This window comes from Pseudonocardia xishanensis, assembly GCF_039541715.1.
In the GTDB taxonomy this organism is placed as follows: Bacteria; Actinomycetota; Actinomycetes; order Mycobacteriales; family Pseudonocardiaceae; genus Pseudonocardia; species Pseudonocardia xishanensis.
Map to the genome: position 1 here is coordinate 39,100 of NZ_BAABGT010000031.1, position 12,697 is coordinate 51,796.

The 12,697-nt window shown below is 72.9% G+C and carries 13 protein-coding genes; 2 read left to right on the forward strand and 11 right to left on the reverse strand.

What is annotated here, in order from left to right; all coding sequences use genetic code 11:
- Window positions 1-12 precede the first annotated feature (12 nt).
- Both ABD993_RS12750 and ABD993_RS12755 read left to right on the forward strand, forming a co-directional pair.
- Window positions 13-1,191: a YncE family protein gene (locus tag ABD993_RS12750; RefSeq protein WP_345416446.1), complete on the forward strand. Its 1,179-nt coding sequence runs from the start codon at window positions 13-15 to the stop codon at window positions 1,189-1,191.
- Between the two features lie 258 nt (window positions 1,192-1,449).
- On the forward strand, window positions 1,450-1,944 hold the full coding sequence (locus ABD993_RS12755) for a hypothetical protein (RefSeq protein WP_345416449.1): 495 nt from the start codon (window positions 1,450-1,452) through the stop codon (window positions 1,942-1,944).
- Here the strand turns inward: ABD993_RS12755 and ABD993_RS12760 are convergent.
- The 11 genes from ABD993_RS12760 to ABD993_RS12810 all read right to left on the reverse strand — a co-directional run bounded on the left by ABD993_RS12760 (window position 1,937) and on the right by ABD993_RS12810 (window position 12,539).
- Window positions 1,937-2,611 (reverse strand): hypothetical protein, encoded by a 675-nt coding sequence (locus tag ABD993_RS12760; protein WP_345416452.1) that lies wholly within the window; start codon window positions 2,609-2,611, stop codon window positions 1,937-1,939. The genes ABD993_RS12755 and ABD993_RS12760 overlap by 8 nt on opposite strands.
- Window positions 2,612-2,907: 296 nt before the next feature.
- Window positions 2,908-3,960 (reverse strand): FAD-dependent oxidoreductase, encoded by a 1,053-nt coding sequence (locus tag ABD993_RS12765; RefSeq protein ID WP_345416455.1) that lies wholly within the window; start codon window positions 3,958-3,960, stop codon window positions 2,908-2,910.
- A 133-nt stretch (window positions 3,961-4,093) separates the two neighbouring features.
- Entirely contained in the window at window positions 4,094-5,074 is a 981-nt protein-coding gene (locus tag ABD993_RS12770; RefSeq protein ID WP_345416458.1) for a threonine ammonia-lyase, read from the reverse strand.
- Window positions 5,071-5,394, reverse strand: coding sequence for a putative quinol monooxygenase (locus ABD993_RS12775; protein WP_345416461.1), 324 nt, complete (start codon window positions 5,392-5,394; stop codon window positions 5,071-5,073). The genes ABD993_RS12770 and ABD993_RS12775 overlap by 4 nt, the downstream gene beginning before the upstream one ends.
- 8 nt (window positions 5,395-5,402) lie before the next feature.
- Window positions 5,403-6,197 carry a vWA domain-containing protein gene (locus ABD993_RS12780; protein ID WP_345416464.1) on the reverse strand — a complete coding sequence of 265 codons (795 nt, stop codon included), beginning with the start codon at window positions 6,195-6,197 and terminating at the stop codon, window positions 5,403-5,405.
- A gap of 194 nt (window positions 6,198-6,391) precedes the next feature.
- Window positions 6,392-7,294, reverse strand: coding sequence for an AAA family ATPase (locus ABD993_RS12785; RefSeq protein WP_345416467.1), 903 nt, complete (start codon window positions 7,292-7,294; stop codon window positions 6,392-6,394).
- A gap of 94 nt (window positions 7,295-7,388) precedes the next feature.
- A complete protein-coding gene (locus ABD993_RS12790; protein WP_345416471.1) occupies window positions 7,389-7,832 on the reverse strand; it encodes a DUF6855 family protein in 444 nt (147 codons plus the stop codon).
- Window positions 7,783-8,307 (reverse strand): DinB family protein, encoded by a 525-nt coding sequence (locus tag ABD993_RS12795; protein WP_345416474.1) that lies wholly within the window; start codon window positions 8,305-8,307, stop codon window positions 7,783-7,785. The genes ABD993_RS12790 and ABD993_RS12795 overlap by 50 nt, the downstream gene beginning before the upstream one ends.
- 117 nt (window positions 8,308-8,424) lie before the next feature.
- Window positions 8,425-10,134: a glycerol-3-phosphate dehydrogenase/oxidase gene (locus tag ABD993_RS12800; protein ID WP_345416477.1), complete on the reverse strand. Its 1,710-nt coding sequence runs from the start codon at window positions 10,132-10,134 to the stop codon at window positions 8,425-8,427.
- A 57-nt stretch (window positions 10,135-10,191) separates the two neighbouring features.
- Entirely contained in the window at window positions 10,192-11,709 is a 1,518-nt protein-coding gene (gene glpK / locus ABD993_RS12805; protein WP_345416480.1) for a glycerol kinase GlpK, read from the reverse strand.
- Window positions 11,709-12,539, reverse strand: coding sequence for an MIP/aquaporin family protein (locus tag ABD993_RS12810; protein ID WP_345416483.1), 831 nt, complete (start codon window positions 12,537-12,539; stop codon window positions 11,709-11,711). The genes glpK and ABD993_RS12810 overlap by 1 nt, the downstream gene beginning before the upstream one ends.
- Between the last annotated feature and the right edge of the window lie 158 nt (window positions 12,540-12,697).

A 12,697-nucleotide genomic window follows, 5' to 3' on the forward strand; every position in this document is an offset into this window, starting at 1 on the left:
GAGGGTCGAGAAGTGAGAACCCGTGTCCGGCTGGTCGTGGGAGTGGTCGCCGCCGCCGTGCTGGCGGGCTGCAGCGCCGCGCCCGCCGCCGCGCCCCCGGCCGCAGAGACGTCCGCGCCGGGGGCGTCGACGGCCGCCCCCGCCGCCGCCGACGGCCTCGCAGGCATGCCGCCGGTGACCGACCCGCACAACGTGTACGCGAGCGCGGGCGCGAACATGCTCTCCGACGCCGCGAAGGCCGCGACGCCGCTGGTCTACGTGCCGGAGACGAAGTCCGGGGACGTCCGGGTGGTCGACCCGCGGACCTTCGCGACGGTCGGCACCTACCACCTCGGCGGCGAGCTGCAGCACGTCGTGCCGTCCTGGGACATGCGCACCCTGTACGCCACGGACGACACCACGAACAAGGTCGTCCCGTTCGACCCGGTCACCGGGAGGCCGGGCGCCGCGATCCCGGTGACGGACCCGTACAACATGTACGCCACGCCGGACGGGAAGTCCGCGATCTCGGTGGCCGAGGCCCGTCGGAAGCTGGTCTTCTACGATCCGCACACCTGGGCCGTGCAGGGCGAGCTGCCCACGCCGGACTGCGCGGGCATCGACCACGCCGACTTCACCCCCGACGGCCGCACGGCCGTCTTCACCTGTGAGTTCGCCGGCCGAGTCGCCGTGATCGACATCGAGCACCGGACCCTGCTCCGCATGATCGACATGCCGCAGCGGAACACCACGATGGGCCCGCAGGACATCAAGCTGGCCCCGGACGGCTCGGTCTTCTACATCGCCGACTCGGACCAGAACGGCGTCTGGGTGCTCGACGGCGCGGCCACGAAGGTCCTGCGCGAGATCCCGACGGGCGGTGGCGCCCACGGCCTCTACCTGTCCCGGGACGCCACGCAGCTGTACGTGACCAACCGCCACGAGGGCTCGGTCAGCGTGCTCGACGCCTACACCGGCGCCCCGATCACGACCTGGCGGATCCCGGGCGGCGGCAGCCCGGACATGGGCAACGTGACCGCGGACGGCACCCAGCTCTGGCTCTCCGGCCGCTACGACCGGGCCGTCTACGTGCTGTCCACCGCGGACGGGCACCTGATCACGAAGCTGGACGTCGGCGACGGCCCGCACGGCCTGTGCGTCTGGCCGCAGCCGGGCCGCTACTCGTTGGGGCACACCGGCATCACCCGCTGAGCTCGCCGACCCCCGCCTTCGCCGGGGTCTCGACGTGCACGCACCGGCAGCCGCGCGGCAGACCGGCCGGGGCCGCAGGCGAACCCGAGGGCGGGGCCGGCCCGCGTGGTGTTCGAGAGCGCGATCCACCGGTAGTGCGCCGCGGATCGTGAGCATCGCTCAAAGAATCGCCGCACATCCGAGGGGAGGCCAGCCCCACCTCCCGGACGCCTGCTGCTCACCTGGGGCGCGGACCTGCGCGTTCGTAGCGTTCCGCACATGAAGAAGCCGTTGCTCCTCCTCGTCGCCGCCTCCGCCCTCGGCCTGGCCGGGTGCGCGGCGGTGCCCGCCGCCCCGACCGTCGCGCCCGCCCCGGCCGTAGCCCGGGACGCACCGCCGTCCGCCCACGTGCAGTTCTCCGTGGATCCGCGGGACGTCGCGGGCCGCGCGTCGTACGACCTGACCGGGGAGGCGACCTGCTCCTCGGAGGCGGGGACCACGAAGGTGAGCATCCGCGACGACGCCGCCGCGAAGGGCGCCCTGGACGCCGTGTACCTGACGGTTCCGGCCGCGGGATCACCCGTCGTCGAGCCCACGTTCAACAGCGACCGCGGGGGCTGGAGCTACGACACCTCCTACGTCACCTCCGACGGCAGGGCGGGCACCGCCACCGCGACGGCGGCCGTGCGCGACGGGCGCGTGGAGGTCACCTTCGACGCCCGCACCTGGGACGGCGCGGTCTACTCGGGGACCGCGAACTGCCCGCTCAGCTGAGCACGTTCACCGCGCGCGCGACGACGAAGCCGGTGACCGCGAGGGCGACGGTCGACTGCAGCATCATGGTCAGCTTGGCCCGGCGGGACATCGGCAGGACGTCGGTGGGGCTGAACGCCGTGGCGTTGGTGAACGCGAGGAAGAGGTAGTCCACGAAGTGCGGCTCCCAGTCCCGCGGGGCGAGGTCGGGGGACTGCATCTGCGCGAAGAGGAAGTCCGGCAGGTCCTGCTCGCCGTGCGCGCGGGCGGCGGGGCCACCCCGGTCCAGCTCCCAGAACACCAGCGCGAAGGCGATCACGTTCGTCAGCCAGACGCCCGCGCCCGAGAGCAGCAGCGTCGGCGCGTCGCCGGAGGTCCCGGTGACGATGGCGCGCACCAACAGCACGACCGACCAGGCGTTGGCCACGCCCACCACGGCCGCCAACGCGAGCCCGGCCCTTCGGGCGACGATCGTCCGCCTGCTGATCCGCACGGGATCGCTCGCCACCAGCACGACCAGGAACGCCAGCTCCAGCGCGGGCAGCACCCACCGCACCTGCGGCGTGACCGTCTCGGGCAACAGCAACTGGATCCCGACGGCGACGAGCACGGTCACCGTCGCGGGCCACCGGTACTCGAGATCCTTCGCCGCGGTGACCCGCCGCCACGCGGGCTCCTCCTGCCTCATCGCCGGGAGTCTGCCCCCGCCGCCCGCCCGCGGTGTCCCGACGCGCGGCGAGCGGCACGACTTGCACGTTTCGTGCTCTCAGCGCGGCAAGATCGCCGATGACGTGCGCCCAGCGCTGTTCGCACCGCGCTGTGCGCACGAAACGTGTCGCTCGTGCCGCGCCGTGTGCCCGCTGCGCGCTGTGCGCACGAAACGTGCTGCTCGCACCGCGCTGTGCGCACGAAACGTGCTGCTCGCACCGCGCTGTGCGCACGAAACGTGTCGCCCCCACCACGCTGTGCGCACGAAACGTGCCGTCACGCCGCCGCCTCGCCCCGCAGGAACTCCGCGATCTCGTGGGCCGCCGCCCGCCCCGCCCGGTTCGCGCCGATCGTGCTCGCGGAGGGGCCGTAGCCGACGAGGTGCACCCGCGGGTCGGCGAGGGCGCGGGTGCCGTCGAGCGCGATCCCGCCCTGCGGCGACCGCAGGTGCAGGGGCGCGAGATGGCCGATCGCGGGGCGGAACCCGGTGGCCCACAGCAGGACGTCCGCCGGTTCGGTGCTCCCGTCCGCCCACTCCACCCCGGTCGGGGTGATCCGCGTGAACATGGGCCGCCGCACCAGGACCCCGGCCTCGATCCCGGCGCGGTAGGCATCGGTGAGCGGGAGGCCGGTCACGCTCACCACCGGCCGCGGCGGCAGCCCCGCACGCACCCGCTCCTCCACGAGCGCGACGGCCTCGCGGCCCGCGTCGGCGTCGAAGGGGTCCTCCCGCCAGCGCGGCGGGGTCCGGGTGACCCAGGTGGTCGACGCGGCGACCGGAGCGATCTGCAGCAGGAACTGCACCGCGGAGGAGCCGCCCCCGATCACCACCACCCGCTGCCCGGTGAACGCCTCGGCCCCCGGGAAGTCGACGGCGTGCAGCTGACCGCCGCGGAACGTCGACGCCCCCGGGTAGCTCGGCACGAAGGGTCGGGTCCAGGTCCCCGTGGCGTTGACCAGTGCCTTCGCGGTCCACACCCCGCGGTCGGTCTCGACCCGCAGCTCCGAGCCCACCGACCGCACGGCGGTCACCCGCACCGGCCGCTCGACCGGGAGCGCGAATTCTCGTTCGTACGCCGCGAAGTACTCGGGCACCACGACGTTGGCAGGCAGCGAGGGATCGGCGGGGGCGAACTCGAGGCCCGGTAGGGAGTGGATCCGGTGCGCGGCGAAGGCGTCCCCGGAGACCCGCAGCGAGTCCCACCGGTGCCGCCAGGCCCCGCCGGGTGCGTCCTCGGCGTCCAGCACCGTGAAGTCCAGCCCCGCGCGCCGCAGCCCCCAGGCGGCGGACAACCCCGCCTGCCCGGCACCGATCACCACCACGTCCACACCGCACTCAACGCCGGCCGGCGGTTGCACAGTCCCGACCGTGATCCGTCGTCCGGGAGCGACGAGGTCGATATCCGACCGCCCCGCTCCCGACGAGTGGATCACCGGCAGGCGCCGGACCGCGTCCCTGCGGTCAGAACGCCACGCCGAACCGCTCCGCGAACCCGAGCAGGTCGCGCACCCCGGTGTTCCCGCCGCAGACCACCAGCCCGAGCCGCGCCTCCGGCCCCACCCGGTCCACCACCCGTCGGGCCGCGGGGAGCAGGCAGCCCGCAGCGGGCTCGGCCCAGACCTTCGCGTGCGCGGCGAGATCGAGGGAGCCCCGGACGGCCTCGGCGTCCGAGACCACCAGCACCTCCTCGACCAGCGCGCGGACGTGATCGAGGGTCAGCGCCGACACCGACGGCGCGCTCAGCGAGGTGACGATCGAGGAGAGGGCGACCGGTGTCGGTGCTCCGGCGGCCAGCGCCGCCGACATCGCCTCCGCCCCCTCGGTCTCCACACCCCAGACCCGCACCCCGGGCCGTCGCGCCTGCAGCGCCGCCGCGACCCCGGAGACCAACCCGCCGCCGCCTACGCTGACCAGCACGTCCGTGAGCTCGCCCGCGTCCTCGGCGAGCTCCAGCCCGACGGTGCCCTGCGCGGCCGCGACGATCGGGTCGTCGAACGGGTGGACCATGGTCCGCCCGGCCGCCCGCAGCTCGCCTGCCAGCGCGAACGCCCCCGCGACGTCCGGCGTGAGCCGCACGTCCGCCCCGGTCGCCCGGCAGGCCGCCACCGTGCTCGACGACGCCGACTCCGGCATGCACACGGCCGCCGCGATCCCCAGCACCCCGGCCATCTCCGCGACCGCGATCCCGTGGTTCCCGCCGCTGACGGCCACCACGCCCGCCGCCCCCTCGGCCTCGGTCAGCGACAGCAGCTTCGCCGTGGCGCCCCGGGACTTGAAGGACCCGGTGCGCTGCAGCAGCTCCAGCTTCACGGTCACCGGCACGCCGAGCAGCCCGGTCAGGCCCGGACTGGGCGCGGTCGGGGTCCGGACGAGGTGCCCGGCGATGCGCCGGGCCGCCTCCTCGATCGCGGCGAGGTCGATCAGGGTTCGTGCAGTCGTCACACCGAGATGGTGCCCTGCTCGGCGGTGCCCGCGGGGACGGGCGTGAGCCGCGTGACCTCCAGCGGCTTGGCCAGCCTTCCCTTGAGCGCCCCGCCGAGCTCGGCGAGCGCCGGGGCCTTGCCGTGCACCTTCAACGCCTCCGCCGACTCCCACTGCTCCACGAACACCAGGTCGGTCGAGTCCCCGGCCACCTCGTGCAGCGCGTACTTCACGCACCCCGGCTCGGCGTGGACCTGCGGGATCGCGGCGAGGAGCGCCTCACGGACGGCCTGCTCCTCCCCGGGCTTCGGCGAGACGGTGGCGACGACGACGACGGTCATGGGTTCTCCTACCCGGCGAGGATGCGGTTCAGGGCCGGTGCGACGTCTCGATGGGTGTGCACCGGGGTCAGGGTCCCGTGGCCGAGGCGGGCGAGATCACGGCCCAACGGCAGGTCGTGCTCGCCGTCGGTCTCGAGCAGGACGTGCAGGTCGGCGAAGCGGCGGGCGAGGTCGCGGGGATCGGGTCCCGCGTTGTGCACGGCGTCGGTCAGCAGGACCGCGGTCCGCCTGCGCGCCGCGGAGCGGGCCAGCTCGGCGTGGGCCACCGACAGCCCGAACCCCACGTTGGTCAGCCCTCGCGCGGGGATCCGCAGCAGCGTGTCCAGCAGCTTCGCGGGGGTGGCGGGCTCCGTCAGCGACTTGACGACGGCGGCGTCGGACCAGAAGGCGACCAGCGCCAGCTGGTCCCCCGCACCGGACAGGTCCGCCGAGAGCGCCGCGACCGTGGCGGCGGCGATGCGGACCTTCTCCCCTCGCATCGACCCCGACACGTCCACGATCAGCACCGCCGCGCGCCGGGAGCTCATCCGCTCCCGCACGATCACGTCCGTGTCCTCCGGCACCGGCCGCTCGGCCAGCATCTCGATGGTCTTGTCCAGGTCGATGTCGTCGCTGCGGTAGGCGTAGGGCACGGAGGCGAGCGCCCCGGTGCCGCGTTCGGCGCGGGCGTCCCGCGGCCGCCGCCGGACCGCCAGCCGGCGCGCGATCGCCTGCGCCATCGACGCCACCGCGGGATCCGGGGCGGTGTCCTCCAGCAGCTCGGTCAGGTCCTTCTGCGCCGCCTTCTGGGCGGTGACCAGCACGCCCTGCCCGCCGGCGGGCAGCTCGTCGGCGCCGTCGCCGCGGTCCGGGTTCAGCTCGGCGACGACCGGCGCGCCCTTCCCCGTCTGGAACAGGTCGGGTGCGGCCGCGAGCTTCTTGGGCTTGCGGCGCAGGGGCTGGAGGGTCCGTCGCTCACCGGCTTCGGCGGTGGGCAGCGCGACGGCGTTCGGGACGGTCAGGCGGTGCGGGCCCGGCGCTGCCCGCCGGGGGCGGAGAAAAAATGGTTCTCCCAGATCTCGGTGATCACCTGTTCCGGCGTGGCGTCCGACGCCTCGTCCACCCCGACCCGCGCGGACAGGGCGAGCAGCGCGGCGTCGAGGACGGTGCGCGTCCGCTCGGCGTCCGGGGTGATGCGCTCCAGCTCCACGGCGATCGCGACCAGGTCGATCGCCCCGCGCACCGACGACCCGCGCCGCAGCTCGGGGTGGGTGCGGGTGGCCCGGGTCAGCGCGACGCCGTCGGCGATCAGCGCGGCGTCCTCGCAACCGGTGCGGCGCGCCACGATGTCGGCCTCCTCCGCGTCCGACTGGTACCCGACCGCGAGCCGGTTCCAGCGGTCGTAGACCGAGTCCGAGATCCGGGCGGTGCCGACGTTGTCGAACGGGTTCATGCTGGCCAGCACGCGGAACGTCGACCGAGCCCGCATCGTCCCGACCCGGGGGACGGTGACCGCCCGCTCGGCCATCGCCCCGAGCAGGACGTTGAGCGTGTCCTCCGGCGCCCGGTTGAGCTCCTCGATGTAGAGGAACCCGCCGGACTGCATCGCGTCCACCAGCGGGCCGGGCACGAAGTTGTCCGGGGAGTAGTCCTCCTGCAGCACCCGGGCGGGGTTGTGGTGCCCGACCAGCCGGGCCGGGGTGAGCTCGGCGTTGCCCTCCACCAGCACGAACGGCACGCCCCAGTGCTCGGTGATCGCGCGCAGCATCGTCGACTTCGACGTGCCCGGCGGGCCCTCCAGCAGCACGTCCCGGCCCGCCGCCACCGCGGCGAGCACCAGCGTGAGCTCCCGTTCCCTGCCGACGACCGCGCGGGCGATCGCTTCCCGGGCCTCGGGCCCCACCGCCGTTGATGCACTCACATCACCATCCGACCCCGCCCGCGTGCGGTTCGTCAAGGTGACCCGCGAGTCCGACACCTCGACCCGCGAGTCCGACGCCGGGCGCGCGGGCGCGTCAGACCGCCCGCATCCGGTTGTTGCGGGGGTTGTGCTCCAGCTCCGCGAGCCCGAGGTGCTCCAGCAGCGGCGGCAGGTACATCCCCGCCCGCCCGCGGTAGCCCTTGCGCAGGCCGTACCAGCCCCCGACGGGGTTGTCCTCAGCCCGGGCCCACGCCTCGACGGTCCCCTCCTTCGCGGTCCTCTGCTCGTCCGCGCTGCCCAGCTCGACCCAGTCGCCCCGCTCGACGAGCATGGCGTGCAGGTCCTCGAGCACCCGGGCCCGGTAGGTCAGGACCGTCTTGCCGACGGTGCAGACGAGGGTGTCCCCGTCCCGGTGCAGCAGATACTCCGACGTGCCCGGGGGAGTGCGCAGCACCCAGGGGTCTTCGGGCGTTCCGGCGCCCACCGTGTCAACCCATCGTCTTCGCGCCGTCGATCGCCTCGCGGATGATGTCCGCATGGCCTGCGTGCTGCGCGGTCTCGGCGATCACGTGCAGCAGGGTGCGGCGCAGGGTCCAGACCGCGCCCGGCTCGAACCAGGGCGCCGACGGGAGCGGCGTGGCGTGGTCGAGGTCCGCCGTCTCGACGACGGCGTCCGTGGCCGCCGCGACCGCGTCGTAGCGGGCGAGCAGCGCGGGGAGGGTGTCCGCGTCGGACAGGACGAAGCGGGGGTCCGGGGCGTCGGGGTCCCACTCCCCGTCCCAGCCCTCCCCGCCGCCCATCGCCTCCGGGGACCCGGTGGCGAACGCGATCCACTGCTCCTCGGTGTCCGCGACGTGCTTGATCAGCGACGCGAGCGTCAGCGCCGAGACCGTGCTCCGGGTCCGCGCCTGCTCCTCGGTCACGCCGGCGACGGTCTGCCGCAGGAACCCGCGGTGCCGCCGCAGCGAGGCGAGGAGATCGGCCCGCTCGCCGGTGAGTGTGGTGGTGGTCACTGGCCCTCCAGGAATCCGGGGCCAGGACCGTACCGCCCGACCCACCGAATGCGCACGAACGGCACTCTCGCGCGGTAGGTCCGCACAAGAGTGCCGTTCGTGCGGGGGCGGGAGGTCCTACGCGACGGGCACGACGTCCGGGGCGCCCATGCGGGCGCTGTCCGCCGTCGCGTCGTCGGGCATGGTCTGGGACTCCCGCTCCGCCGCGACCCGGCCCTGGTAGTGCTCGACCTCCTTGGCCTTCTGCTCGTCCGTCCATCCCAGGATCGGAGCGATCAGGTCGGCGGCCTCCTGCGCGGCACCGAGGCCGCGGTCGAAGGTCTCGATGGAGGTCCGCGTGCGGCGGGTCAGGACGTCGTCCAGGTGCAGCGCACCCTCGCTCGCCGCCGCGTAGACGATCTCCGCGCGGATGTGGTCCGGCGCCCCGCCCAGCGGCTCGCCCAGCGAGGGGTCCGCCGCGACCAGGTCGAGGATCTCGGAGATCAGCGAGCCGTAGCGCCCGAGCAGGTGCTCGATCCGCGCCGGGTGCAGCCCCGACTGCGCGGCCAGGACGCCGACCGAGTTCTTCAGCGCCTCCCAGCCCTCGGCCCCGAGTAGCGGGATCTTCTTGGTCACCGACTCGGGCACCTTGGCGTCCATGCCGTGCACGGCCGCGTCGACGGCGTCCTTCGCCATGACCCGGTACGTCGTGTACTTGCCACCCGCGACCACCACGAGCCCCGGCACCGGGGTCGCGACGGCGTGCTCGCGCGACAGCTTCGACGTCGACTCCGACTCACCCGCCAGCAGCGGCCGCAGCCCCGCGTAGACGCCCTCGACGTCGTCGTGGGTCAGCGGCTGCTCCAGCACCTCGTTGACGTGGTACAGCAGGTAGTCGATGTCCGCCGCCGACGCCGCCGGGTGGGCCTTGTCCAGGTCCCAGTCGGTATCGGTGGTGCCGATGATCCAGTGCCGCCCCCACGGGATGACGAACAGCACGGACTTCTCGGTGCGCAGGATCAGCCCGGACTCCGACCGGATCCGGTCCCGCGGCACGACCAGGTGGATGCCCTTCGACGCCCGGACGTGGAACCGCCCGCGCTCGCCCGCCAGCCCCTGTGTCTCGTCCGTCCAGACCCCGGTGGCGTTGATGACCTGCTTGGCCCGGACGTCGAACCGCTCGCCCGTCTCCAGGTCGTGCACCGTGGCCCCGATGACCCGGCCGGACTCCTTCAGCAGCCCGACGACGCGGGCCCTGGTCGCCACGTGCGCCCCGTACGCCGCCGCGGTGCGGGCGACGAACATGGTGTGCCGCGCGTCGTCCACCTGCGCGTCGTAGTACTGCAGGGCGCCGACGAGGGCGTCCTTGCGCAGCGACGGCACGATCCGCCGCGCGCCGCGGCGGGTGAGGTGCCGGTGGTGCGGCACCCCGCGGGACTGCCCGGAGAGCAGCCCGAGGCTGTCGTAGAGCGCGACGCCCGCACCCGCGTACGCCCGCTCCCACACGTGGTGTTTGAGCGGGTACACGAACGGCACCGGCCGAACGAGGTGCGGGGCGATCTTCTGGATCAGCAGCCCCCGCTCCTGCAGCGCCTCGGCGACGAGCCGGAAGTCCAGCATCTCCAGGTAGCGCAGGCCACCGTGGATCAGCTTGGAGCTCCGCGACGACGTCCCGGCGGCGTAGTCCCTGGCCTCGACGAGGCCGACGCGCAGGCCGCGGGTGGCGGCGTCGAGGGCGCTACCCGCACCCACGACACCGCCCCCGACGACGAGAACGTCGAGCTCACCGGACGCCATGTCCCGCAACGCCTGTGCACGGGCATCCGGGGAGAGCGCGACCGATCTCATGTGTGAAGCCTCCTTCAGACGAGGAACAGTGCAGGAGCGTCGTTCCGCACACTGCTCTCAGTCCACGTCCACCCAGTCCAACGTTCGCTGGACCGCCTTCTTCCACTGCGAGTACCCCGTCTGGCGCTGCTCCTCGGTCCAGGCGGGGTCCCAGTGCTTCGACTCGTTCCAGTTGGCCCGCATCTCGTCGGTGTCCTTCCAGAACCCGACGGCCAGGCCCGCGGCGTACGCCGCCCCCAACGCCGTGGTCTCGGCCACGACCGGCCGCGACACCTGCACGCCGAGCACGTCCGCCTGGATCTGCATGCACAGCTCGTTGGCGGTCACGCCGCCATCGACCTTGAGCACCTCCAGGTGCACCCCGGAGTCCTTCTCCATGGCGTCCGCCACGTCCCGGCTCTGGTAGCAGATCGCCTCGAGCGTGGCCCGGGCCAGGTGCGCGTTGGTGTTGTACCGCGACAGCCCGACGATCGCGCCGCGCGCGTCGGACCGCCAGTACGGCGCGAACAGACCCGAGAACGCGGGCACGAAGTACACCCCGCCGTTGTCCTCGACCTGGCGTGCCAGCTGCTCGCTCTGCGAGGCGCCCGAGATGATCCCGAGCTGGTCGCGCAGCCACTGCACGGCCGACCCGGTGACCGCGATCGAGCCCTCCAGTGCGTAGACCGCGGGCTCGTCGCCGAAGCGGTAGCAGACCGTCGTCAGCAGGCCGGACTCCGACCGGACCAGCTCGGTGCCGGTGTTGAGCAGCATGAAGTTGCCGGTGCCGTAGGTGTTCTTGGCCTCACCCGGCGCCAGGCAGACCTGCCCGACCATCGCCGCCTGCTGGTCGCCGAGGATGCCGGTGATCGGCACCTCGCCGCCGAGCGGCCCGTTCTTCAGCGTCGTCCCGTACGCCTCCGGCGAGCTGGACGACCGGATCTCCGGCAGCATCGACCGCGGGATGTCGAACAGGGCCAACAGCTCGTCGTCCCAGTCGAGGGTCTCCAGGTCCATCAGCATGGTGCGGCTGGCATTGGTCACGTCCGTGACGTGCACTCCGCCGTTCGCCCCGCCGGTGAGGTTCCAGACGAGCCAGCTGTCGGTGTTGCCGAAGATCGCGTCCCCGCGCTCGGCGGCCTCGCGCGCCCCGTCGACGTTCTCCAGGATCCACTGGATCTTGCCGCCGGAGAAGTACGTGGCAGGCGGCAGGCCCGCCTTGCGGCGGATGGTGTCGCCGTGGCCGTCTCGCTCCAGCTTCGACGCGATGCGGTCGGTGCGGGTGTCCTGCCAGACGATCGCGTTGTACAGCGGTCGCCCGGTGTTCTTGTCCCACACCACGGCCGTCTCACGCTGGTTGGTGATGCCCAGCGCCGCGAGGTCGGAGAAGGAGAGTCCGGTCTTGTTCAGCCCCGTCTGGATGACCGAGGAGGTGCGCTCCCAGATCTCCACCGGGTTGTGCTCGACCCAGCCGGCCTGCGGCAGGATCTGCTCGTGCTCGAGCTGGTGGCGGCCCACCTCGTTGCCGCCGTGGTCGAAGATCATGAACCGGGTACTGGTCGTCCCCTGGTCGATCGCGCCGACGTACTCGGGCATCAGTTCTCTCCTCCGTGGGACTGGGGGACCTCGCGGCCGACGGGCTGCGGCTCGCTGTCGTCCGCGAGCAGGTAGCGACCCACCAGGATCTTGAAGAACGCGCCGCCGATGAGGCCGCCGATGATCGGCGCGACGATCGGCAACCACCAGTACTGGTTGCCGTTCTGGTCCAGGAAGGCCGTCCCGTACCCGGTGATGAACGAGGCGAGCCGCGGGCCGAAGTCACGGGCGGGGTTGATCGCGTAGCCCGCGTTCGCGCCCCACGCCATCCCGATCGCGACGACCAGCAGACCGATGACGACCGGCCCCAGGTTGGCCAGCGGGGGGTTGTTCAGCGCGTTGACCAGCGCGAAGATCACGAAGACCAGGATCGCCGTGCCCACGACCTGGTCGAGGAAGGCGGTGGGTATCGAGACGCCGTCGCCGCCGTTGCCCGGCAGGGTCGAGAAGATCCCCTGGGTCTTGACCGTGTGCCCCGGATCCATCCTGTTGATCAGGTCCGAGTAGGTGACCCGCACGATCAGCGCGGCGACGAAGGCGCCGAGCGTCTGGGCCAGGATGTACGGCGCGACCTTCTTCCAGGCGAAGCCCTGGTAGGAGGCGAGCGCGATCGTGACGGCGGGGTTGAGGTGGGCGCCGGAGATCCGGCCCGCGACGTAGACGCCCAGCGTCACCCCGATGCCCCAGGCCCACGCGATCGAGTCGTGGTCGCCCAGGGGGCTGTCCTTCGACGCGGTGACGACCTGGGCCACCACGCCGTTGCCGAACAGGATGAGGATCATCGTGCCGGCGAACTCGGCGGACAGTTCGCCGAGATAGGAGTTCCGCATCGAACTCTCCTTCCGCTCGTGCGGACCTCCGCCCGGGGGTGGCAGGAACACCGGGCGGGGGTCGGCGTGGAGAAAGGTAGGAAGCGGCGAGTGGGCTCGTCCACGCCCTCCGTTCGACAATGTCGAACCGCGGCTGTCGAGTCGATCACAGTAAGCTG

Bases quoted from the DNA above. Each gene is read 5' to 3' on its own strand.
- ABD993_RS12755 (WP_345416449.1), top strand. From the start codon at position 1,450: ATGAAGAAGCCGTTGCTCCTCCTCGTCGCCGCCTCCGCCCTCGGCCTG.
- ABD993_RS12760 (WP_345416452.1), bottom strand. From the start codon at position 2,611: ATGAGGCAGGAGGAGCCCGCGTGGCGGCGGGTCACCGCGGCGAAGGAT.
- ABD993_RS12775 (WP_345416461.1), bottom strand. From the start codon at position 5,394: ATGACCGTCGTCGTCGTCGCCACCGTCTCGCCGAAGCCCGGGGAGGAG.
- ABD993_RS12790 (WP_345416471.1), bottom strand. From the start codon at position 7,832: ATGCGGACATCATCCGCGAGGCGATCGACGGCGCGAAGACGATGGGTT.
- ABD993_RS12800 (WP_345416477.1), bottom strand. From the start codon at position 10,134: ATGAGATCGGTCGCGCTCTCCCCGGATGCCCGTGCACAGGCGTTGCGG.
- glpK (WP_345416480.1), bottom strand. From the start codon at position 11,709: ATGCCCGAGTACGTCGGCGCGATCGACCAGGGGACGACCAGTACCCGG.
- ABD993_RS12810 (WP_345416483.1), bottom strand. From the start codon at position 12,539: ATGCGGAACTCCTATCTCGGCGAACTGTCCGCCGAGTTCGCCGGCACG.